Genomic DNA, 22,843 nt, shown 5'->3' with positions numbered 1-22,843 from the left:
GGAATCGACCGGAGTCGCGGCGTCGTCGTGCTGTGGGCGCAGGAAACCGGCAGGGTCCCGGATCAGGGGCTCGAAGGCCAGCTCCGCGGCGCCAATCAGGATGGAGTCCTCGCCGAGGGGGGCCAGCTCGATGGTCACCCTCTCCCGGGGTCCGCGCGTCCCAGGCGTGATCAGAGCTTCGCTGAGAGCGTCGGGCGCAGCACGAACCAGGATCCTCAGGAATCCGCCCAGCACAATCATCGATGGATTAAGCAGGTTCACCACGCTCTTCAGCCCGATTGCCAGCAGTTGAGCCTGCCGCTCGATCAACTTCCGGAGCTCCGGTGAACCCGATTCGTCCTGAAGCTTCTCCAGTACGGCGTCTTCGAGATTCTCCGTTTCGCCCGCGGGGAGGCCGACCGCTGCGATCAGTGCTTCCCGGGTGATCTCCGCTTCGAGGCAACCGCGGGACCCGCAGGTGCATTCAGCGCCGCCTGAAAGCACGTGGGTGTGCCCCAGCTGACCGGCGAATCCGGTGGCGCCGCGAACCAGGCGCCCGCCACTGATGACACCGCCGCCGATACCGCTGGCGCCGCCGTACAGGTAGATGAGGTCGGACACGTCCCGTCCTGCTCCGAAAGTGGCCTGGGCGCGGGCTCCGACGACGGCGTCATTGGCAGCGATCACCGGAAGTTTCAGAGTGTCGCTGAGGAGCGCAGCGAGCGGCTGGTCGCGCCAGCCGAGGTGCGGAGCTTCGATCACGGTGCCGTCTCCGGGATCCACCAGACCCGGAATGGCGAGCCCCACCCCCATGATTCGGTGGCCCACCGGCAGAGAGGTGCGCATGCCGGAATAGATCGCGCTGACGATATTCACGACCTCGGGAACGGACGGTGCTCTGACGGTATGGAATCGGACCGGATTGACGATGTGGCCGCCGAGGGAGACAAGCGCGACGCTCACGACGTCGATGTCAGGATTGACGGCCAGGGCCAGCGCTGAGGGACTCGGCTCGATCATGATGCTTGGACGACCGTGCTGCTGGGCCTGGTCCAGATCGCTTTCGACGACGAGGCCGAGCTGGACGAGCTCACCGACCAGAGCGCCGATGGTGGACCTGTTCAGCCCGGTGGCTCGGGTGAGTTGTGCGCGGGAGACACCAGCCATGGAATGCACAAGCCGCAGCACCGTGGACAGGTTATGCTGCCGGGTCGAGTCGCGGTTGTTGCCTAGGTTGGTGCCCGCGACGGAGCGCCGGATTCGTTCGTCCTGCGGTGGTGCGGTCATGTTCGGGCAACTTGTCCGGCTGCAATCGCGCCTGGAACTGAACGGCTGAGGGAGAGCACCATGGCAGGCGCCGACGTCTTCCCTTCCACCCCGGTTCAGGTCCTTCCTGGCAGCTTGCCTTGGTGCCGGATTTGTACCCTCATGATAACGGCAGAAAGCGCACGATCCGTGAAAGAAGACCGGTGCCGACGCAGCTAATGCGAAGTGACGTCCGAAATGACCGAGAAGAGGAGGCGTTCGAGGCTGTTGCGCAGGGACGGCGGCACCCCGTCGGATTCAAGCTGCGCCACAGCGCGGTGTGCGTTTTCGGTGGCCAGGTTGACGGCATAGTCCTTGGCACCGCAGGTCACGAGCACAGACCGGACGTACTGCGCTTTCGCCGCTGTCATGTCGCGGGACCCGATGAGGGAAGCGATGCTATTCCATTCCGGCCTGGTGGCGGCATAAGACAGCAGGGCAGTCCGCTTGCCCTCCCGGAGGTCGCCCCAGGTCGTCTTTCCCGTGCGACTTTCGGTGCCGAAGACGCCGAGAACGTCGTCGGCGACCTGGTAGGCGATTCCCGCATAACGCCCGAAAGAGGTAAGGGCCGCCACCACTGACTCAGCGGCACCCGCGAGCACGGCGCCTGCGTGCAGCGGTGCCTCGAATGAGTACACCGACGTTTTTTGATGGGCCGTCTTGGTGATGTCCTCGAGCGGCGGCATCTCGGGCGTCCGGCTGAACTCGATGTCCAGGACCTCCCCGCCCACCGAGGAGAAGATTGCGTCGTCGAGAATCTCGTTGAGGCGCCGGCGCTTCGCGTCCGGCACTTCCAGGGACCTCAACAAACGGAAGGCGCCGGAAAGGGCGAGGTCTCCGGCGAGCACCCCGGCCGACACCCCCGCATGCTCGGCGGCAGAAGCGGAAGAGCCTGCCCGCAGCGCCCGGTTCCGATAGTGCCCGGACACATTGGGGCTGCCCCGCCGCACGAAATCGCGGTCGATGACGTCGTCGTGAATGATGAGAGCGCTGTGCAGGAGCTCATAGGATGCGGCGAGCCGGGCAGCACTGGCGGCGTCGGTTCCGCCGAGCTGCCGGTAGGCGAGCAGAACCAGCCGTGGGCGGGAACGCTTGCCGCCCGCGGCTGCCCGCTCCAGGGCCTCCCAGAGGCCGAGGTAGGTCGCGTTGACCGAAACGGCGCGCAGTTTGGCCTCCGCGAAGAAGTCCTGCAGCACGTCCTCGACCAGGTCGAGGTCCTCGTCGCCGTGCAGCGCATGATCCACATTTACAGAATTCACTGCCTGCCCTCCGGTGCTGTTCCCCCGGCTCCCGGAGTCCGGGAGCCGGGGGGTACTGTGCCTTGGTTCGGCTAGACCTTCGCCGGCTTGAGTTTCGCCTTTCGTGTCCGGCCGCCACGGGTCGCGAAACGCTGCTGCAGGAGAACAGCAACCACGAGGATCAGGCCCCTGGCGAGCGCCTGAACGGAGGTGTCCAGGTTGTTCTGGGTGAAGACGTTGACCAAAGTACTGAAGATCAGCACACCCAGGACCGTTCCCATGATGGTTCCGCGTCCGCCGATGAGCAGGGTTCCACCGACAACGACGGCGGCGATTACATCGAGTTCGAGCAGCAGGCCGTGGGTGGACGTACCGGCAGTAGTTCGCCCGAGGAACATGACACCGCCGATGCCGGCCGTCACGCCCGCAAGAACGTAAAGGGAAACCATGTGGCGCTTGACCTTGATGCCAGCCAGCCGTGCGGCTTCGAGGTTTCCACCAATGGCCACGGTGCGGCGGCCGAAGGTGGTGCGGTTCAGGAGGAACCAGCCCGCCACTGCCACGATCACGAAGATCCAGATCAGGACTGAAACACCAAGGAAATCAGCACGCAGGACCTGCAGGAAGTCGCGGTTGTTCACGATCTGCGTGCTGCGGCCTGAGATCAATTCGGCGAGTCCACGGGCTCCGACGAGCATGGCCAGGGTGGCAATGAAGGAGACGACGTTGCCGTAGGCGACCACCAACCCGTTGATAAGCCCCGCAAGGGCGCCGACTCCAAGGGCCACGACCACCATGAGGATCCAGGAAGACTGGGTTGCTGCCAACTGCACGCTGGTAAGGCTGGCCACCACGGTCGTAAGGCCCAGGACGGAACCGACAGAGAGGTCGATACCGCCGGCGGTGATGACAAACGTGACGCCGATGCTCACGACGCCGATGATCGAGGCGTACCGCAGGATGGTGAGCATGTTCTCGAGGTTCAGGAACCGGTCACCACTGGTGACCGCGCCCACCACGAGGAGCAGCACAAGCGCGATGACCAGGCCCAGGTTGCGTCCCGCGGATCCCTTGAGGAAGTTCTGGAAGGGGTTGGTTGCGGGGGTACTGTGGTCAGCCGGCGCATCCACGCGCGGTTCAGCCACCTTGGTTTTCTGCTCGCTCACGCGGCACTTCCCTTCATGACGAGGTCGAGCACGCCGTGCTCGTCTATGTCGCTTGCTTTGATGTTGGTGAGTACTGTGCCGTCATCGATCACGAGGACGTTGTCAGCGAGGCCGAGCACTTCCTCGATTTCACTGGAGACGACGATGATTGCAGTCCCGGCTGCCGCCAGTCTGCGGATGAGGGCGTAGATCTCAGCGCGCGCTCCGACGTCGACGCCGCGGGTTGGTTCATCCAGCAGCAGGACCGGAGTTCCGTGCACCAGCCAGCGGGCCAGAAGAATCTTTTGTTGATTTCCGCCGGATAGGGTCCGGGCCGGACGGTCCGGGTCGGCCGGACGCAGCTCGAGCGCAGCGATCTGCTCGCGGGCTGCCTCCCGTTCGGAGCGTTCGTTGAGGTGCCCTCCGCGGGCGAACCGCTCGAAGGTCGAGAGCGTTACGTTCTTGAAGATCGGCTCATCGAGGATCAGGCCCTGGCTCTTCCGTTCCTCGGGTGAAAGCCCGATTCCGGCGTTCACTGCGGCAGGAACGGATCCGGGACGCAGCACCTTGCCATTCACGGATACCGTGCCTGAGGTCGCCTTGCGCGCACCGTAGATCGTCTCGAGGATCTCGGACCGCTTCGATCCCACCAGGCCGGCGAACCCGAGGATCTCCCCGGCCCGCACCGTGAAACTGACCGGATCGAAGTGCCCGGCGAGCTCGAGGTTGTCCACTTCCAGGACCACCGGGGCGTCCGGGGCTATGGGTGTGGGCTCAGGGAAGACGTTTGCGACGTCGCGACCGGTCATCAGGCGAATGAGTTCCGCCTTCGACGTATCGGTGACGCTCAGCCCGTTGGCTGTGCTGCGTCCGTCCTTGATGACCGAGATGCGGTCACCGATCTGGCGGATCTCCTCGAGGCGATGAGAGATGTACACGACGGCGATGCCCTGGGCGGTGAGCTCCCTGACCACGCGGAACAGGTTCGCGACCTCACCCGAGTCCAGGATGGCACTGGGCTCGTCCATGATGATCATCTTCGTGTCCCGGGACAGCGCCCGGGCCATGCTCACGATCTGCTTGTTCGCGGCGGAGAGAGTGCCGACCTCGGTGGACGGCGAAAGACTGCCGTGGCCGAGACGCTTCAGCAGCGTACGGGCAACCGCATTGGTCTTCTTGACGTGCAGCACGCCTCCACTGGCACGTTCGTGCCCGAGGAAGATGTTCTCCGCCACGGACAGCCCGTCCACGACGTCGAGTTCCTGATACATGGTTGCGATGCCGAGGTCGAGGGCGGCGGTGGGACCCGGAAGGGAAATAGGCTCACCCTCCCACCGGATTTCTCCGCTGTCAGGCTGATGCACTCCGGAGAGCGTCTTGATGAGCGTGGATTTGCCGGCCCCGTTCTGGCCCATGACGCAGTGCACTTCTCCCGGAAGTACCTGCAGGTCGACGCCCTTGAGCGCCTGAACACCAGCAAATTGCTTGGTGATTCCCCGAACTTCGAGCAACGGCTGGAGGTGATCTTCTTCGAACATGAGACGAAGCTAACACATTATGTCGGTGATCGGTATAAAGTCGTCGATTTCTTTCAAACTTCTGTTATTGTGATTGCAGTCACGCAAAGAGGCTGGCATCAGAGGCATCCGCACTCTTGCGAAGACGCACCTAACTCACTGAGGAGATACACATGCTTGCTGTTCGTACGGGCCGGAAGATGCTCGTCACCACCGGTGCCTTTCTTGCAGTCGGTGCCCTTGTTACCGGGTGTACAGCGGGGGCCGAGGGAACCAACACCCAGCCCACCAACGCATCCGTTGAAGGCAACCAGGCTGAAGGCGACACCGTAGTAATCGGCTTCTCGGGCCCCGCGGCCGACCACGGCTGGCTCGGAGCCATCAACTCTGCCGCTACGGCTGAGGCGGAGAAGTACGGTGACGTCGACCTTCGCGTCGCCGAGGGAACCAATGATGCGAACCTGCAGATCAGCCAGGTCGAGCAGTTCATCAACGACGGCGTGGATGCCATCGTCCTGCTGCCGACCGACGGCGCAGCGCTGACCGAGGTCGCCATCCAGGCCATGGAAGCCGGTATTCCCGTCATCAACGTCGACCGCGAATTCTCCAGCCCGTTCGCCGCACGCACCACGATCCTCGGCGACAACTACGGCATGGGTGTGAGCGCCGGCACCTACATCTGCGAGCAGCTTGACGGCAACGAAGACGCAGTCGTCGCCGAGGTTGCGGGAATCGATTCCCTGCCGCTGACGCAGGACCGCAGCCGTGGTTTCGCGGACGCACTGGAATCATGCGGCCTCGACGTGGACAACCGCGTTGCAGCTGACTTCACCGTCCAGGGCGGTGAGGCAGCAACCTCCCAGCTGCTCTCCGCCGCACCGCAGATCGACGCCCTCTGGAACCATGACGACGATCAGGGCATCGGCGTTCTCGCCGCCATCGACAATGCCGGCCGCGATGAATTCATCATGGTCGGCGGCGCCGGTTCGGCTAACGCCATGCGCGAAATCGAGGCCGGGGAAAGCGTCCTCGAAGCTACGGTCATCTACCCCTCCACCCAGGCAGCTGACGGCATCCGCCTCGCCCGCCTCATCGCCCAGAACAAGGCCATGAGCGATCTCGTTGAGGTTGAAGTTCCCAAGCGCATCGTTCTGAACGCGCCGGTCGTCACCAGCGAGAACGTTGAGCAGTACCTGCCGACGGCCTTCGAGTCGTAGAACCGTGAGAGGTGGGGTGCTCTGTCGCTGGCAAGAGCACCCCACCTCGATCCACCTGTTTTTACATCTGCCGCCGGATAAAGAGGAAACATGCTGAACGACGTACCACCCCTGAAGGTCGCCCTGATCGGACACGGATTCATGGGGGCTGCCCATTCACAGGGATGGCGGGTTGCACCGCGGTTCTACGACCTGCCGTCCCAGCCGGAGATGACTCTCCTCGTGGGGCGCAACGCTCAGGGAGTGGAGGCATCGGCTCGAAAATGGGGTTGGGAATCCACCGACACCGATTGGCGTGCGGCCATCGCCCGCGACGACATCGACGTCATCGACATTGTCACTCCCGGCGGCTCGCACGCCGAGATCGCCATCGCAGCCCTCGAAGCAGGCAAGCATGTCCTGTGTGAGAAGCCGCTCGCGAACACCCTAGAAGAGGCTGAGGCAATGGCTGCCGCTGCCGATCGTGCCGGCAAGGACGTTTTCGCCATGGTCGGCTTCACCTACCGGCGGGTGCCCGCGGCGGCCTTCGCACGGGACCTGGTGCAGTCCGGCGCGATCGGCGAAGTGCGCCAGGTCCGTGCCAACTACCTGCAGGACTGGCTGGTTGACGATCAGGCGCCGTTGACCTGGCGCCTGCAGAAGGATTCCGCCGGTTCGGGAGCTCTGGGCGATCTCGGCGCCCACGCCGTCGACCTCGCACAGTTCATCACCGGCCAGAAGATCACCGGCGTCAGCGGCATCCTGAACACCTTTGTGCACGAGCGGCCCCTGCTCGGAGAGGCCTCGGGGTTGGCCGGCACCGCCACCGACGGCCGCGGCAAGGTCACCGTGGACGACCTCGCGCTGTTCAGCGGCCGCTTCGACGGCGGAGCAGTCGGCTCGTTCGAGGCGACCCGCATGTCCACCGGCCGGAAGAACGCGTTGCGCATTGAAGTGGCCGGCTCCACCGGCGCCGTCTCCTTCGACCTTGAGAACCTCAACTCCCTCGGTTTCTACGATGCAACGGCCCCGGACACCCGACAGGGCTTCACCAACATCATGGTCACTGAACCTGCGCACCCCTACCTGTCCGCGTGGTGGCCCACCGGTCACGCCCTGGGCTACGAACACGGCTTCACCCACCAGGCAAAGGACTTCGTTGAAGCCATCGCCGAGAAGCGCCAGCCTGAACCTTCCTTCGCTGACGGCCTGCAGGTGCAGAAAGTGCTCAACGGTGTCGAGCGCAGCGCCGAAGCGGACAGCATCTGGACTAAAACTATCTAGTACAGGCGTTCATCCGGCCTGCGTCAGCCAGCGAAAGGATCCGATATGCCCGTTCCTCCCCTGTCAGTACAGCTGTATACAGTCCGCGAAGCCCTGGATACCGACCTGGACGGCACCATCGGCCGGCTCGCGTCAATGGGGTTCGAACGGGTCGAGCCATACAATTTCGCAGCCAACACCGACGCACTGCAGACGGCTTTGTCTCGCCACGGGGTAAGCGCGCCAACGGGCCACGCTCCCCTGCTCGACGGCGATCGCGACCTCATTTTCGAGGCCGCCCGCACGCTGGGCATCGGAACCGTCATCGAACCCATGGTGGACCCGGTTCGCTGGACCACGGAGGAGTCGGTCGTCCGGACCGCGGAGGCACTCAACGAAACGGCGGGGCTCGGCGCCGAGTACGGCATTTCGGTGGGCTATCACAACCACTGGTGGGAGTTGGAAACCGACTTCGGCGGGCGCACCGGACTTGAGGTCCTCGCGGAGGCACTGGATCCCGCCGTCGTACTCGAAGTGGACACCTACTGGGTGGCTGTCGGCGGACAGGACCCTGCTGAGCTGCTCTCAAAACTGGGCGACCGGGTTCGGTTCATCCATATCAAGGACGGCCAAGTGGACAGGGACAACAAGTCTCAGGTGGCGGTTGGTTCCGGCCGAATGAACATCCCCGCTGTCCTGGAGGCAGCCGGGTCGGTGGAGGTCGGCGTCGTCGAACTGGATGACTCTGCCGGTGACCTCTTCCGTGCCCTCGAGGACAGTCTGCGCTTCCTGCAGCACGACTTCGGGAAGGGTGGAGCATGAGCGGCCCGGTAGGCGTCGGTATCATCGGTGCCGGTGTGATCAGCAAGGAGTACCTCACCAACCTCACTGCGTTCCCTGACGTGCAGGTCCACATTGTGGCGGACCTCTTCCCCGAGGCGGCGAGCGCCCGCGCGGAGGAGTTCGGCGTCGCAGCCTTCGGGACGGTCGAGGATGCGCTGCAGCACCCCGATGTCGAGATCATCGTCAACCTCACGACGCCGGCCGCCCATGTTCCGGTTGCCCTCGACGCGGTCGCAGCCGGCAAGCATGTCTGGAGTGAAAAGCCGTTTTCCCTTGACCGTGAGTCGGGGCAGTCCCTCCTGGACGCCGCGTCCGACGCCGGCCTCCGCCTGGGGTGCGCGCCTGACACTTTCCTGGGCGCTGGTCTGCAGACCGGCCTGCGCATGATTCAGCGCGGCGACATCGGCGTGCCGCTGACGGCGCTGACCCTGATGCAGTCGCCCGGCCCCGAAGCCTGGCATCCCAACCCGGCATTCCTGTTCCAGGAAGGCGCCGGTCCCCTGTTCGACATGGGCCCCTATTACCTGACCACCCTGATTCAGACTTTCGGTGCGGCGCAAACCGTCGCGGCCCTCGGATCCCGCTCGCGTGAGACGCGGGTGATCGGTTCCGGTCCGCGCGCGGGCGAGGAGTTTGAGGTCACCGTCCCGACCCACGTCAGCGCGCTCGTCCAGTTCGAGAACGGCGCCTCCTCCACCAGCAACTTCAGTTTCGATTCGCCGCTTCCCCGGCACGGTTTTGTGGAGATCACGGGATCGGAAGCCACCATCGCCTTCCCGGACCCGAACAGGTTCGACGGCGAGATCCGGCTTCACCGCCACGGCGCCGAGGAGTGGGAGACCTTCCCGGCGGCGGGTTCCACCTTCGGGCGGGGCGTCGGCGTGCTGGACATGGCACGTTCCATCCGCGCCGGTGCGCCGCACCGAGCACAGGGCGCCACCGCGTTCCACGTGCTGGACGTCATGGCCTCGATCGCCGAGTCAGTCGAGACCCGCTCCTTCGTTGACATCGCCAGCTCCGCGGCGGCAGCAGAGCCGCTGCCCGAGGGCTGGGACCCCACTGCCCGGACCCTTTCCTGACCACGCGCTTTTCGACCCCTCAATCAAAGGAGATATCTATGGCACGCAATTACACTCTGTTCACCGGCCAGTGGGCGGATCTGCCGTTCGAGAAGGTCGCCGAGCTCGCCGGCCAGTGGGGCTATGACGGCCTGGAAATCGCGGTTTCCGGTGATCACCTCGATGCCTGGCGCTGGGATGATGACGATTACATCCAGGAGCGGCTCGACATCCTCAAGCGCAACAACCTGAAGGTGTGGACCATCTCCAACCACCTCAAGGGCCAGGCTGTCTGCGACAACCCGATCGATTTCCGCCACGAGGCGATCGTCGGCCCCAAAGTCTGGGGTGACGGTGATCCCGAGGGCGTCCGGCAGCGCGCCGCGGAGGAGATGAAGCTTACGGCGAAGCTCGCCCAGAAGCTCGGCGTGAAGACCGTTGTCGGCTTCACCGGCTCGTCCATCTGGCAGTATGTAGCGATGTTCCCGCCGGTCAGCCAGGACGTGATCGACGCCGGTTACCAGGACTTCGCTGACCGCTGGAACCCTATCCTCGACGTCTTCGACGAGTGCGGCGTGCGCTTCGCCCACGAGGTGCATCCGTCGGAGATCGCCTACGACTACTGGTCCACCCGCCGCACGCTCGAAGCGGTCGGCAACCGGCCCGCTTTCGGCCTCAACTGGGACCCCAGCCACTTCATGTGGCAGCAAATCGACCCCGTGGCCTTCATCTCCGACTTCGCTGACCGGATCTACCACGTGGACTGCAAGGACACGAAGATGCGCATGGGCGGTGGCCGTAACGGCATCCTCTCCTCGCACCTGCCGTGGGGAGATCCGCGCCGCGGCTGGGACTTTGTCTCGACCGGCCGGGGTGATGTGCCCTGGGAAGACAGCTTCCGTGCGCTCAACGCGATCGGCTATGACGGTCCCGTCTCCGTTGAGTGGGAGGACGCCGGTATGGATCGCCTCGACGGGGCACCCGAGGCGTTGGCGTTCCTGAAGAAGTTCGACTTCGCGCCGTCGTCGTTGTCTTTCGACGCTGCGTTCAAGCAGTAATCCGAGCAGACTTTGGTGCCTATCTGCTGCCTGATGCGATTCGGGCAACAGATAGGCAACAAAAGCTTAGTAACCTGTCCCCATGCGTGAACTCCAGGCGAAAATCATCGACGAAATGGGCGTACGCCCCTCCATCGACCCTGCGGAGGAGATCCGCCGCAGGGTGGACTTCCTGAAGGACTATGTGCGTGCCACGGGGACCAAGGGCTTCGTGCTCGGAATCAGCGGTGGGCTGGACTCCACACTTGCGGGCAAACTGGCGCAGCTGGCCACGGATGAGTTGCGGGCCGACGGCGTTGACGCCACCTTCGTCGCTGCGCGCCTGCCCTACAACGTGCAGCATGACGAGGAAGACGCGCAGGCCGCTCTGGCCTTCATCTCGCCTGACCGTTCCGTCGTCTACAACGTCGCTCCCGCCGTCGACGGTTTCCAGGCGGGCTTCGCCGGTGCCGCCGGCAACGAAATGTCCGACTTCAACAAAGGCAACGTGAAGGCGCGCGTCCGGATGGTGGCGCAGTACGCCCTGGCCGGAGATGACAACCTGCTGGTCATCGGCACGGATCACGGCGCCGAGTCAGTCACCGGTTTCTTCACCAAGTACGGCGACGGCGGTGCGGACATCCTGCCCCTGTTCGGCCTGAACAAGCGGCAGAACCGCCAGCTCCTCAAGGAGCTCGGCGCGGAGGAACGCCTCTACAACAAGATCCCTACCGCGGATCTCCTCGACGAGAACCCGGGTCAGACCGACGAGCATGAGCTCGGTCTCACCTACGAGCAGATCGACGACTACCTTGAAGGCCGCGACGTCGCAGATGAGGCAGCGCAGTCCATCGAGCGCCGCTACCTGCTGACCCGGCACAAGCGCACCGTTCCCGTGTCCATCCATGATTCGTGGTGGCGCGCTAAGCCGTAGTCGTTATGGGCGGACGCCCGCCGCGAGTGGGCGCAACTCAAGGACCGGGTACCAAGCAACACCGGCCGATTGGGTAACGTAGCCACTGTGAAGATTGCGACCTGGAACGTCAATTCCCTGCGAGCCCGTGCCGACCGTGTGGAAGCCTGGCTCGACCGATCCGATGTGGACGTCCTTGCCATCCAGGAAACCAAGTGCAAGGACGACAACTTCCCGTGGGACATGTTCGAGAAGAGCGGCTACGAGGTGGCCCACTTCGGTCTGAGCCAGTGGAACGGCGTTGCCATCGCGTCCCGCGTTGGGCTCTCCGATGTTGAGCGCACTTTCCCGGGACAGCCCGTGTTCGGGAAAGACGTCGATCCCATCCAGGAAGCCCGCGCGATCGGCGCCACGTGCGGGGGCGTTCGGGTGTGGAGCCTCTACGTCCCGAACGGCCGCGCGTTGGGAGATCCGCACATGGCCTACAAGATCGAGTGGCTCGAACTGTTGCGAAAACACGCTGTTGGTTTACTGGAACAGGACCCCACGGCCCAGGTGGCGCTGACGGGTGACTGGAACATCGCGCCGCAGGATGAGGATGTCTGGGATATCGACCTGTTCCTGAATAACGGCTACACCCACGTCAGCCCTCCCGAGCGTGCTGCGTTCCATGCCTTCGAGGACTCCGGCTTCACCGACGTCGTTCGTCCCCATACCCCCGGACCGGGCGTGTACACCTACTGGGACTACAAGCAGCTAAGTTTCCCGAAGCGTATGGGCATGCGCATCGACTTTGTCCTGGCATCGCCCGCTCTCGCCCAGCGTGTCAGCGGGGCATCGATTGACCGTGAGGAACGCAAGGGCAAAGGTGCGTCGGATCATGCGCCCGTCATCGTGGAGCTGACCTGACCCATGGCTCATGTGCCGGGCACGGGGCGAAGCTTCCCCTACGTATCCTTCCTGCGGATCTATGAACCGCTTGATGCCTTCAGCGATGCCCAGCAGCTTGCCATCCTCGAACAGCGGACCCGCGAGCGCCGGACCACCGAGGCCATGGACCGCCTCGACGCGATGCGGCGCATCACCCGGGTGGTCTCCGACCCCTTCCCGCACCATACCCAGGACCTCGTAAGGGTTCTCCACTTCCCCCGCAGCAACGGGACTACGGCGCCGTTCTACTGCCCGAATCAGTTGGCCGTGCGCACCTACCTTGCCGCGGAGTCCCTTGAGCAGACCATTCGGGGGCCCCTGATGGACGTGCTTCTTCCCGAAGTAGCGCGCGAGGCCCACCAAGCCAGGCTGGATCCGGAGACCCTGGCCGCGTCCACGGCCAAGCTGCATACCCGATCCGCAACGTGGGGCGTGCCCTTCGCCTGGTTTGTCCTCATTCACGAGGACGACCTCACCGAGGTCGTTGACGACGACGGCGAGGTCCACACAGTCCGGGTATCCGTGACCATCAGCGAGTGCATCGACCGTGCCCGGCGGGCGGTAGCCAACCTTGCCATTGCCGCACCGGAACTCGACCTCCTCGAGGAGTTGACCGAGATCACCGAGTGGCTGGAGACCTTCCGCCGTGACGCCGTCGTCGAATTGGACTACGGCCCGGTAGCGGATCTCGTGTTCCCCGACGAGTCGCCCATGGACGTTCGGATGGGCATCGAGTGCCTCGCCGAGGCGGATATGACGGGGGCGGCCGCGGCGTACCGGCGTCTGGCCTCACGGTGGGTTCCCATCCGGCAGCTCGCCCGCGCCTCCTGACCGGGTCCCGAATTTCCTGACCAGGTAGGGCCCGGCCGGGCAGGGGGCCTCCGCCGGGACCGCGCCTCTGCGCCCTCCGGGCCAACTGCCTAATTCACGCCGTCAACCGCGTACGACACCTTCGTGACGCCCTTTTTCGACTTGATCTTGGTGATGCTCAACGTCCCGACGTCGGCCACGTCCCGCACGTGAGTGCCGCCGCAGGGCACTCCGAAGGTCCGGTTGTAGAGTACGATCCGCGCTGGCTTGTTGGTCGGGATATTCTCCGGCACGTGCCGACAGTATTCCGCCATTTCCGCCACAGGCATGAAGCGGATCTCATTGGTGCTGCCCTCGCCGATGACCTGTGCAACCTCGGCTTCGATCTGCCGGCGTGTTTGCTCCGCGTCCCCCGGCACCTCCCCGTTGTACTCGACGAAGGACATGTGCGGATAATGCGCGCCTTTCCCAGGAACCCAGGGCAAACCCAGCCGCTCCACGGCGAGGTCGACGATGTGGCCAGCCGAGTGAAGCCGCGTGTTCACTGCCCTGCGGTGGGCATCCACCTCAAGCACGACGCCGGCGCCCTCCGGCACGGTACCCCGCCCGAGGTGGTGCACCACCCCGTGCTCGTCCAGGCGCACTTCCTCCACCGTAAACACGGAGTCTCCGGCGCGGATGATTCCGGTGTCCCAATCCTGTCCGCCGCCTCGCGGATAAAAGCAGGTACGGTCGAGTTCGACGTCCGTTCGGCCGTCGTCGAGCGCGGTCACCGCCGTCACTGCGGCGGGAGCGGTCAACACGTCGAAATCGTCAAGGTAGAGGAGTTCGGTAGCCATGCGTACCAGCGTAGCGACCGGGTGAGGCTACCGGGGCACGGGGCCTGTTGAGGAGCGTTTCACCAGCTCGTGCGGCTGCACAGGAGGCGTGCGGAGCGGCGTCTCCCCCTCCAGTTCACCCAGCAGGAGGTCCACGGCAAACGCACCCTGCTCCTCGGGCATCTGACGAACGGTCGTCAGGCCCATGGGCTCAGCGAACTCATGGTCGTCAATCCCCACGATGGACAGGTCCTGCGGTACGCGGATGCCGAGCTCCGAGGCGGCAAGCAACGCACCGAACGCCATCTCATCCGAGGAGCAAAAGAGCGCGGTGGGCCGCTCCTTCACCGTGGACAGCATGTGTTTGACTGCCAGCTTCGCTTCGCTGAAGCGGAAGTCGCCGAAGACAGACCACTCGTCCCGCACCGGCAGGTCATGGGCAACCATGGTGGCGACATAGGACTCCTCGCGGATGCGCGGCACCTCGAAGTAGAGCCCGTAGGAGCCCCCGCCCCGGACGTGACCAATGCGGGTGTGGCCGAGCGAGACAAGGTGCTCGACGGCGTCGCGCACCGCGGCGGCGTCGTCGATACTGACGTGCCGGACCCCCTGTACGGACCCGCCTACGACGATCGTTGGAGACTCAAGCTCCTTCAGGGAGCGGTGTTCATCTTCGGTGAGCTCCATGCACATCACCAGCAGGGCATCGATCCGCTTCCGCAGGATCGAGCGGTGAAAGACCCTCTCCCGGTTGGTCCCGGTGCCGCCCAGGCTGAACACGATGAGGTCATAACCGGCTGCGCGGAGCTGCCGGTCGACTCCCTCGAGGACCGCCGAAAAGTACCAGCGTTCAATGAGCGGCAGCAGTACTCCCATGGCCATTGTGCGGCCGGAAGCCAACCCGGAAGCAGCCGACGACGGCACGTACCCCAGATCCTTCGCAGCCCTGAGGACGCGGGCACGTGTTCCGGCCGACACACCCGTCAGGCCGCGCAGGGCGCGGGAAACCGTGGCCGTGGAAACGCCCGTGGCTACGGCAACATCCTCGATGATGACCACGGGGTGCAACCTCTTTCTCTAGTGCCTTGATCTAAGGCGACGGCGACCGCGCTGTCCGGGCGGCAGCTACTCGCGCTGCCGGACCTTGTACAGGCCCCACATCCCAAGAACGATTGCCAGCAACAGGACCGACCACATGGCGGCGTTGTCTCCCCGGAGCTGGATGGCGATGATGACAACCACCAGCACGACGGCGAAGAACCCCAGAAACCCAATCAGGATATCGAGGTTCTCCGCCAATCGCTCTTTGCGTCTATTGGTCATGATCGACGCGTTACTTCACCGCGCCGGCGGTCAGGCCGGCAACAATGCGCTTCTGCAGGATCAGGACCAGCAGGACCAAGGGGATGGTGACAATGGTGCCCGCGGCCATCACCGCGGTGTACGGTTCCTGCTGCGGCTGGCTGCCCGCGAAGGACGCGATGGCAACCGTCACCGGTGCCGTCGCATCGCTGGACAGCTGGCTCGCGATCAGGAATTCGTTCCAGGCGGAGATGAAGGCAAGGATCGCCGTCGTGAATACCGCCGGTGCAGCGAGCGGCATGATCACCTTGCGGAATGCCTGACCCGGCGTGCAGCCATCGATCCTGGCGGCTTCCTCCAGTTCCCACGGCATCTCACGGAAGAACGCCGTCAACGTGTAGACCGTGAGCGGCAGGACGAACGAGATGTTGGGGATGATCAGCGCCTGGTAGGAGCCGATCCACCCGATGTCCGTGAACAGCTGGAACAGCGGAGTAATCAGAGCGACGCCCGGGAACATTGACGCGCCCAGGATGACTCCAAGGATGACGAACTTGAACTTGAAGTCGATCCTGGCCAGGGCATAGGCGGCAAACACTCCGACCACAAGCGCGATCAGGGTGGTGGTTGCTCCGATGAAGAAGCTGTTGAACAACGCCAACGTGAAGTTGTTGCCCGCATCCGTTGCGAATGCGGTGCGGAAGTTGTCCAACGTGACGTGGGTCGGATAGAACGCCGTGTCGTATGTGAAGGCCACATCACGGAACGCAGTGATGATCATCCAGTAGAACGGAAGCAGACACCAGGTAACGATGATCGCTGCACTGATGTACGTCCGGATGGACGCCCACCGCTCGCGCGAAGCAGCTGCGCGGCGGCCCGGCGTCGACTCGGTCGGGCGGCCGGAGGAGGTTGCTACTGCCTGTGTCATTTGATGACCTTCGCCTTCTTGATCACTCCGGAGCCCTCGGAGACATTGGCTCCGAGGAATCTGACGAAGATGAACGCCACGATGAAGATGATGATGAACGTCAACGTCGATAGAGCGGCCGCGCTGTTGAAGCCTTGCCGGATCTGGTTCACCACCAGGATGGAAAGGGTGGTGGTGCCGTTCGCGCCGCCGGTGAGGATCGCCGGCAGGTCGTACATGCGCAGGGCGTCGAGAACACGGAACAGGACAGCCACCATCAGCGCCGGCTTCACCAGCGGCAGCGTGATGTAGCGGAAGCGCTGCCAGGTGCTGGCACCGTCAACCTTGGCAGCTTCGTAGACATCCCCCGGGATCATCTGCAGGCCGGCGAGGATGAGGAGGGCCATGAACGGAGTGGTCTTCCAGACGTCCGCAATGATGATGGCCCACTTGGCGGGCCACTCGGACCCCGTCCAGAGAATCGACGTATTGAACAGTTCATTCGCGATGCCCTGGAAGGCAAAGATGAAGAACCAGAGCTTCGCGGTGACCGCGGTCGGGATTGCCCACGGCACCAGCACAGCTGCGCGAACCAACCCGCGACCCCTGAACGTGCGTGCCATGATCAGTGCCATCCAGAAGCCGATGATGGTCTCGAGGGTGACTGTGACGGCGGCGAAGAAGAACGTGATGCCGGTTGCGTTCCAGAACTGCGATTCGAGGGTCCCGGGCGGGCAGGCGACGGTGCCCCCGCCGGGTGCCGGACACTGCTGGAGGATCCAACCGGTGTAGTTGCCGAAGCCTGCGAATCCGCCGTCAGTGAAAAGCCCGGTGTCCGGGTCCAGCCCCGAATCATTCTGGAACGACATGACGATGCCGCTGATGATGGGATAAACGATCACAATCCCCAGCAGGATCAGAGTCGGCGCAATCAGAATGGACGCCCATTTATTCTTCGCAGCCGCCCGACGGTCGGCGCTCTCCGCCGCCTGGTGGTGAAGCTTTGAATTGGGGTCCTTTTTACCCTTGGGTGGCATTGCCAGACGTGTGGCCATGACCCGTCCTTTCGATACCGGCAACGACGCCGGTGAGAGCAAGCAGGTGCCGGTGGTGGGAACGCCGCGCGCTCCCACCACCGAATGGTGTGGTTAGGACCCGGCCTGGCTGATCGACGCAGCCATGTCGGTCAACGCCTGGTCAACAGACTTCTCACCCTGCAGTGCAGCGTAAGCGTTCTCCTGGATCGCGGTGGTGACCGCGGGGTAGAACGGCGTCACGGGACGGGGAACAGCAGTCTCGATGGATTCCCTCAGGACGGGCAGGTACGGCAGCTGTTCGACGAGCTCGGGATCTTCGTACAGGCTCTCCAGAACCGGGGCGAGCGAGCCCTGGGTCACGTAGAAACGCTGCTGCTCTTCCTGGGTGATGAATTCGAGGAAGTCACGTGCGGTTGCCTTGTTGTCCGAGTAGACGCTGATGGCGAGGCTGTGACCGCCCAGCGAGGATGCACCCGAGCCGTCGGCGCCCGGAAGGGGAGCCATGCCGAGTGAGTCCTTGACCTGGGACGATTCCTCAGTGGTGGCGAGGTTGTATACGTAAGGCCAGTTGCGGTGGAAGAGCAGGTTCCCTTCCTGGAACGCAATGCGTCCTTCTTCCTCGGTATACGTAATCGCTTCCTGCGGGATGTTGCCGGATTCGAAGGCGGATACGAGGTTCTCCAGCCCGGCCTTTGCCTCCGGGGTGTCCAGTGTGGGCTCGCCTGCCTCGTTGATCACGGTGCCGCCGGCGCCGTTGATGGCTTCGGAAGCGTTGACGGTGAGGCCCTCGTACTGCGCGAACTGGCCCGCATAGCAGCCCATGTCGTTCTCTTCAGCGATGGAGCACATCTCCATCATCTCGTCCCACGTGGTGGGGGGTTCCTCGATGAGGTCCGAACGGTAGTAAAGGATGCCGCCGTCGGAGTGCTGGGGAGCTGCGTAAAGCGTGTCCTGGTACGTCGCGGACGCTACGGTCGCCGGCAGCATTCCCTCGGTGTCGATCGCCATCTCGTCCTCGAGCGGCTGGATCCAGCCCTGCGCCGCGAACTCAGCGGTCCAGACGACATCGACAGACACGACGTCGTAGTCTGCGTTCTGTGCCTGGAAGTTCTGGACCAGGTCATCGTGCTGCTGGTCGGCCTCGTCGGTCTGTTCCTTGAAAGTCACTTCCTCGTCGGGATGCTCCTCGTTCCACTTCTCGATCAGGGGACGAACCACGCCGCTGTTGTCCTTGCCCTGTACGTACGTGATGGGGCCGCGGTCTTCGAGGCCTTCATCGGCCGCACCGCCGCCGCCACCTTCAGACGAGCCACCGCCACCGCAGGCCGAGAGCAGAAGAGTGAGAGTTGCCACCGATGCTGCGGCGGCCAGTGATTTCTTGTTCTTCATGTGCGTCTTCTCTCCAAATGAGAAATAAGGCGGAGATTCAACCGCCCCATTGAGTGATGCCTGTCACTCTAGTAAGGTCGATTCTGTTACGCAAGCGCTTACGTCTTGCGCCCAGTGAGTTTATCGAAAGGTTATACGTGTCCCTCCAAGCCGCTCCTGCGCCGGGCAAAGAAGCAACTGCCTGGTGGGCTGACGCCGTCATCTACCAGATTTATCCGCGTTCCTTCGCCGACGGAAACGGCGACGGCATGGGTGACCTGCACGGCATCACCAGCAAACTCCCGTACCTGCAGAACCTCGGCGTCAATGCCGTCTGGCTGTCGCCGTTCTATGTCTCGCCGCAGGCCGACGCCGGTTACGACGTCGCGGATTACCGCGACGTCGACCCCCGCTTCGGCACTCTGGCCGATTTTGACGCGATGCTTGCAGAAGCGCACGAGCGCGGGCTCAAGGTGATCGTCGACCTCGTGCCCAACCACACCTCCGATGAGCACGAGTGGTTCCAGGAAGCTTTGCGGTCACCGAAGGGATCGCCCGAACGCGAGCGTTATATGTTCCGCGACGGCCGGGGCCAGGACGGCGAACTGCCGCCGAACAACTGGCAGTCCATCTTCGGCGGAAATGCCTGGACCAGGGTCGAGGACGGCCAGTGGTATCTGCATCTGTTCGACACCAAGCAGCCGGACCTGAACTGGGAGAACCCCGAAGTTCACGAGGAAATGATCTCCGTCCTGCGATTCTGGCTGGATCGCGGCGTAGACGGCTTCCGCATCGACGTCGCGCACGGCCTGGTCAAGGCCGAGGGACTCCCGGACTGGGCAGGCCGCGAAAGCATGGTCGGGGATGTGCACAATCCCGACGCCGCCGAGGAAGCAGCGGCAACCGAACCGACACCTCCGTACTTCGACCAGCCAGGCGTCCATGCAATCTACCGGGACTGGAACCGGGTCCTCGCAGAGTACCCGGGCAACCGCATGCTCGTGGCTGAGGCATGGGTTGAACCGGCCGAACGGCTCTTCCATTATGTCCGTCCCGATGAAATGCAGCAGGCGTTCAATTTCGACTTCCTGCGCGCAGGCTGGGACGCCAAGCGCCTGAGCGCGAGCATTACGGAATCCCTTGCGCAGGCGGGGAACGTCGGAGCACCCAGCACCTGGGTGCTGTCCAACCATGACACCGTCCGGCACACCACGCGCTTCGGGCTGGCGGACCCGACGCAGCTACCCAAGGGTGTCGGCGCCAAGGACGAACAGCCGAATGAGGCGCTCGGCCTGCGCCGCGGCCGGGCGGGAATCCTCACCATGCTCGCACTGCCCGGGTCGGCCTACCTCTATCAGGGAGACGAGCTCGGCCTGCCCGAGCACACCCTCCTTGACGACGCCGTACGCCAGGACCCCGCCTTCTTCCGGACAGAGGGGGTGGAGCGCGGCCGGGACGGCTGCCGGGTTCCTCTGCCATGGAAAGCTGAGGCACCGGGCTTCGGTTTCACCACCACCGAGGGCAGCAGCGCTGCGCCCTGGTTGCCCCAGCCTGCGGGGTTCGCCGGGTACGCTGCGGATCAGCAGGTAGGCCGGTCGGGTTCGGTATATGAACTCGTGCGGAAGGCCTTGTCCGAACGCTCGTCGCGGCAGCTTGGCCGCGGTTCTCTGGAGTGGGCAGCGGAACATCGTCCTGAGGACGGAGTGGTCGCCTTCACCAACGGCTCCGTGCTGCTGGTGGCGAACATGGGCGAGGAGCCGATCGAACTGCCTGCCGGCGTCGTCGTGGTAGCAAGCGCGGAGGACGCAGTGGCTGACAACGCTCTGCAGCCCAACAGCGCAGTCTGGATCGAACGCGACTGACAGCACCTGCTTGCTGAGTCGACAGCATGGGAGGAGCCCGAAGCAATTTCGGGCTCCTCCGTTCCGTTCAGGACACATGGCTGAAAGATGGCGATGACTTCAAACATCCGCGGTGGGCGCAGACATCCGACCAATAGGATGGGCTCATGGCCGTAACAGACGAAGCAATCATCCGGATCAAGGAGATGCTCCTCTCGGGAGAGTTGAAGGCGGGCGACCGGCTTCCCCCGGAGAAAGAATTGAGCGAACGTCTGGGCCTCTCCCGCAGTTCATTGCGTGAAGCGGTCAAAGCGCTGGATCTCATCCGGGTGCTTGACGTGCGGAGAGGTGATGGAACCTATGTCACCAGCCTCGAGCCGAACCTTCTGACCGAGGCGATTGCGTTCGTCGTCGATCTTCATCAGGACAGTTCCGTGCTCGAATTGTTCGAAGTCCGACGGATTCTCGAGCCTGCTTCCGCCGGACTGGCAGCTGCCCGCATGAGTCCCGACCAGCTGGAAGCACTACGGCAGTCAATTGCTTCGGCGCACGACGAAACGTCGGTGGAAGACCTGGTTGCGCACGATCTGGAGTTTCACGGACTGATTGCCGCTGCGGCAGGCAATACTTATCTCTGCAGCTTGCTGGAGGGGCTCTCCAGCAGCACAGTACGCGCCCGAGTCTGGCGGGGCATCACCCAGGATCGTGCCGTGTCCCGCACGTTGTCAGAGCATCACGCCATCGCCGACGCGCTTGCTCGCGGAGACGCAGAGCTGGCCAGGGCACTCATGACTGTGCACATCAGCGGTGTTGAGCAGTGGTTGCGCGAGGCTACCGGCACCCGGGACGCAGGCTGAGCGAATAAACCGCGGACGCCGTTCCGCCCATGAACGCTTCCCGCTCTTCAGCGGAGAGCTGGGATGCCAACTCCTGAAGCGCACCGCTTGTTTCGGCGTAGGTCGCGCCGAGCAACGAAACCGGCCAGTCTCCGCCGTACATCAACCGGTGCGGCCCGAATACTTCCAGTGCAAGGTCCCACACCGGTTGAAGCCCGTCTGCTGTCAGTGGTTGACCGGTAACCGCCAGACCCGACACCTTCGCCGTGACGTTCGGCAGATCCGTGAATCGCCTGAGTTGCCGGCTCCACAACTCGTACGCCTCGGCCTCTCCCCGCGGTGGTTTGCCGAGATGGTCGATGACCACGTGGAGTTCGGGGAGGCATCTCGCAAGGTCCAGCGCCGCTTCGAGGTGGCGCGGAAACGCATTCGGCACATCAAACGGCAGGTTCGAGGAGGCAAGGAGTTTCAGTGACGTCCGTACATTCGGCATAGACAGGAAATCGTCACGCGGGTCGTCATGCACGAGGTGCCGCACACCAACGAAGGTTGGCTCTTCTGAGTAGCCGGCGAGCGCTTGCTCGGCGGCTGCGGGATTCTCCAGCTCAATCCAACCTACGACGCCGGTTATCCAGGCGTGTTCGGAAGCTTGACTGAGCATGAACTGCGTATCGGCGACCGAATCCTCCGCCTGAATCAGTATCGCGTCATCGATACCTGCCCCATCCAATTCCCCCCGCGCTTCCTCGGCGGTGTAGGTCCTGTAGATTTCCCCCGCCGCAGGGGTGAGCCACGAGTAGCGGCCTGCCGCCAGGTCCCACAGGTGCAGGTGCGAATCAACAGTGCGCATTACGCCGGCACCAGACCTTCACTCATCAGCGCTTCCCAGAGCTGATCAGGAATTTCCGTAGCCATATGTGCCATGTTCTGTCGGATCTGGTCACGCGTTCGCGCGCCGACGACGACCGTCCTTACGGCCGGGTGCCGCAGACTGAACTGGATCGCAGCAGCCGGTAGTTCGACGTCGTACTCCCTGCACACGTCAGCGAGGCGACGTGCACGATCAATGACAGGCTGTGGTGCCGGCCGGTAGTTGTAGTGTGCGTCATCACGGACGGCGTGCGAGGCAAGCAGACCCGAGTTGAAGACGCCCACATTGACCACCCCCACACCTCGGCGCGTGCAGGCTGGCAGCAACCCGTTCAGGGCCGGTTGTTCAAGCAGGGTGTAGCGGCCGGCGAGCATGATGAGGTCGGGATCAGCATTTTCGACGCAGGCGAGTAACGCGTCGGCGGAGTTTGCACCCACCCCGATGGCTTTCGCCATACCCTCCCGGCGCAACTTCTCGAGCGCGGGAAGTGCTGTGCGAATTCCTTCATCCAGATCATAGACATCGGGATCATGCAGGTAGAGGATGTCGACGCTGTCGAGTCCCATGCGATCGAGGGACTCCTCGACGCTGGCCCTTACCCCCGCTTCATCAGGCGCCCACCTCCG

General features: G+C 63.8%; 22 protein-coding genes. 10 read left to right on the top strand and 12 right to left on the bottom strand.

What is annotated here, in order from left to right:
- The 4 genes from RIF85_RS07980 to RIF85_RS07965 form a co-directional block, all read right to left on the bottom strand.
- Positions 1-1,266: ROK family transcriptional regulator (locus RIF85_RS07980; RefSeq protein WP_309071376.1), on the bottom strand; the 1,266-nt coding region annotated here is incomplete at its 3' end.
- A gap of 194 nt (positions 1,267-1,460) precedes the next feature.
- Positions 1,461-2,543, bottom strand: a complete 1,083-nt coding sequence (locus RIF85_RS07975) for a polyprenyl synthetase family protein (protein ID WP_309071375.1) — start codon at positions 2,541-2,543, stop codon at positions 1,461-1,463.
- A gap of 71 nt (positions 2,544-2,614) precedes the next feature.
- Positions 2,615-3,688: an ABC transporter permease gene (locus RIF85_RS07970; RefSeq protein WP_375164835.1), complete on the bottom strand. Its 1,074-nt coding sequence runs from the start codon at positions 3,686-3,688 to the stop codon at positions 2,615-2,617.
- Positions 3,685-5,205, bottom strand: a complete 1,521-nt coding sequence (locus tag RIF85_RS07965) for a sugar ABC transporter ATP-binding protein (RefSeq protein WP_309071374.1) — start codon at positions 5,203-5,205, stop codon at positions 3,685-3,687. Before RIF85_RS07965 ends, RIF85_RS07970 begins: the two co-directional genes overlap by 4 nt.
- A 152-nt stretch (positions 5,206-5,357) precedes the next feature.
- On the opposite strand from RIF85_RS07965, the gene RIF85_RS07960 reads away from it, so the two are divergent.
- The 8 genes from RIF85_RS07960 to RIF85_RS07925 all read left to right on the top strand — a co-directional run bounded on the left by RIF85_RS07960 (position 5,358) and on the right by RIF85_RS07925 (position 13,255).
- Complete coding sequence (locus RIF85_RS07960; RefSeq protein WP_309071373.1) at positions 5,358-6,401, top strand: substrate-binding domain-containing protein; 1,044 nt, start codon at positions 5,358-5,360, stop codon at positions 6,399-6,401.
- A gap of 90 nt (positions 6,402-6,491) precedes the next feature.
- Positions 6,492-7,664 carry a Gfo/Idh/MocA family oxidoreductase gene (locus RIF85_RS07955; protein WP_309071372.1) on the top strand — a complete coding sequence of 391 codons (1,173 nt, stop codon included), beginning with the start codon at positions 6,492-6,494 and terminating at the stop codon, positions 7,662-7,664.
- Between the two features lie 45 nt (positions 7,665-7,709).
- Complete coding sequence (locus RIF85_RS07950) at positions 7,710-8,465, top strand: sugar phosphate isomerase/epimerase (RefSeq protein WP_309071371.1); 756 nt, start codon at positions 7,710-7,712, stop codon at positions 8,463-8,465.
- The gene (locus RIF85_RS07945) at positions 8,462-9,565 is read left to right on the top strand and encodes a Gfo/Idh/MocA family oxidoreductase (protein ID WP_309071370.1); all 1,104 of its coding nucleotides are present in this window, start codon (positions 8,462-8,464) and stop codon (positions 9,563-9,565) included. The genes RIF85_RS07950 and RIF85_RS07945 overlap by 4 nt, the downstream gene beginning before the upstream one ends.
- A 38-nt stretch (positions 9,566-9,603) precedes the next feature.
- On the top strand, positions 9,604-10,602 hold the full coding sequence (locus RIF85_RS07940) for a sugar phosphate isomerase/epimerase family protein (protein WP_309071369.1): 999 nt from the start codon (positions 9,604-9,606) through the stop codon (positions 10,600-10,602).
- An 82-nt stretch (positions 10,603-10,684) separates the two neighbouring features.
- Complete coding sequence (gene nadE, locus RIF85_RS07935; RefSeq protein WP_309071368.1) at positions 10,685-11,515, top strand: ammonia-dependent NAD(+) synthetase; 831 nt, start codon at positions 10,685-10,687, stop codon at positions 11,513-11,515.
- Between the two features lie 87 nt (positions 11,516-11,602).
- Positions 11,603-12,403, top strand: coding sequence for an exodeoxyribonuclease III (locus RIF85_RS07930; protein WP_309071367.1), 801 nt, complete (start codon positions 11,603-11,605; stop codon positions 12,401-12,403).
- A 3-nt stretch (positions 12,404-12,406) separates the two neighbouring features.
- A complete protein-coding gene (locus tag RIF85_RS07925; RefSeq protein WP_309071366.1) occupies positions 12,407-13,255 on the top strand; it encodes a hypothetical protein in 849 nt (282 codons plus the stop codon).
- Positions 13,256-13,344: 89 nt separating this feature from the next.
- Here RIF85_RS07925 and RIF85_RS07920 read toward each other — a convergent pair whose 3' ends face one another.
- The 6 genes from RIF85_RS07920 to RIF85_RS07895 form a co-directional block, all read right to left on the bottom strand.
- The gene (locus RIF85_RS07920; protein ID WP_309071365.1) at positions 13,345-14,073 is read right to left on the bottom strand and encodes an alanine--tRNA ligase-related protein; all 729 of its coding nucleotides are present in this window, start codon (positions 14,071-14,073) and stop codon (positions 13,345-13,347) included.
- A 27-nt stretch (positions 14,074-14,100) separates the two neighbouring features.
- Positions 14,101-15,111: a LacI family DNA-binding transcriptional regulator gene (locus RIF85_RS07915; RefSeq protein ID WP_309071364.1), complete on the bottom strand. Its 1,011-nt coding sequence runs from the start codon at positions 15,109-15,111 to the stop codon at positions 14,101-14,103.
- Positions 15,112-15,177: 66 nt separating this feature from the next.
- Entirely contained in the window at positions 15,178-15,375 is a 198-nt protein-coding gene (locus RIF85_RS07910) for a hypothetical protein (protein ID WP_309071363.1), read from the bottom strand.
- A gap of 10 nt (positions 15,376-15,385) precedes the next feature.
- Positions 15,386-16,285: a carbohydrate ABC transporter permease gene (locus RIF85_RS07905; protein WP_309071362.1), complete on the bottom strand. Its 900-nt coding sequence runs from the start codon at positions 16,283-16,285 to the stop codon at positions 15,386-15,388.
- The gene (locus tag RIF85_RS07900; RefSeq protein WP_375164413.1) at positions 16,282-17,319 is read right to left on the bottom strand and encodes a carbohydrate ABC transporter permease; all 1,038 of its coding nucleotides are present in this window, start codon (positions 17,317-17,319) and stop codon (positions 16,282-16,284) included. The genes RIF85_RS07905 and RIF85_RS07900 overlap by 4 nt, the downstream gene beginning before the upstream one ends.
- Before the next feature lie 93 nt (positions 17,320-17,412).
- Positions 17,413-18,690, bottom strand: coding sequence for an ABC transporter substrate-binding protein (locus tag RIF85_RS07895; RefSeq protein ID WP_309071361.1), 1,278 nt, complete (start codon positions 18,688-18,690; stop codon positions 17,413-17,415).
- A 137-nt stretch (positions 18,691-18,827) separates the two neighbouring features.
- On the opposite strand from RIF85_RS07895, the gene RIF85_RS07890 reads away from it, so the two are divergent.
- Positions 18,828-20,531 (top strand): glycoside hydrolase family 13 protein, encoded by a 1,704-nt coding sequence (locus RIF85_RS07890; protein ID WP_375164834.1) that lies wholly within the window; start codon positions 18,828-18,830, stop codon positions 20,529-20,531.
- A 146-nt stretch (positions 20,532-20,677) separates the two neighbouring features.
- On the top strand, positions 20,678-21,367 hold the full coding sequence (locus tag RIF85_RS07885; protein ID WP_309071360.1) for a FadR/GntR family transcriptional regulator: 690 nt from the start codon (positions 20,678-20,680) through the stop codon (positions 21,365-21,367).
- Here RIF85_RS07885 and RIF85_RS07880 read toward each other — a convergent pair.
- Both RIF85_RS07880 and RIF85_RS07875 read right to left on the bottom strand, forming a co-directional pair.
- On the bottom strand, positions 21,342-22,196 hold the full coding sequence (locus RIF85_RS07880; protein ID WP_309071359.1) for an amidohydrolase family protein: 855 nt from the start codon (positions 22,194-22,196) through the stop codon (positions 21,342-21,344). The genes RIF85_RS07885 and RIF85_RS07880 overlap by 26 nt on opposite strands.
- The coding region (locus RIF85_RS07875; RefSeq protein WP_309071358.1) for an aldo/keto reductase at positions 22,196-22,843 on the bottom strand (648 nt) is incomplete at its 5' end. The genes RIF85_RS07880 and RIF85_RS07875, both read right to left, overlap by 1 nt.

Origin of the sequence: Arthrobacter sp., from assembly GCF_031179385.1 — a bacterium.
Taxonomy (GTDB): domain Bacteria; phylum Actinomycetota; class Actinomycetes; order Actinomycetales; family Micrococcaceae; genus Arthrobacter_D.
The sequence above is the reverse complement of the archived record's forward strand: the minus strand, read 5'-3'. Positions and strand labels throughout refer to the sequence as shown.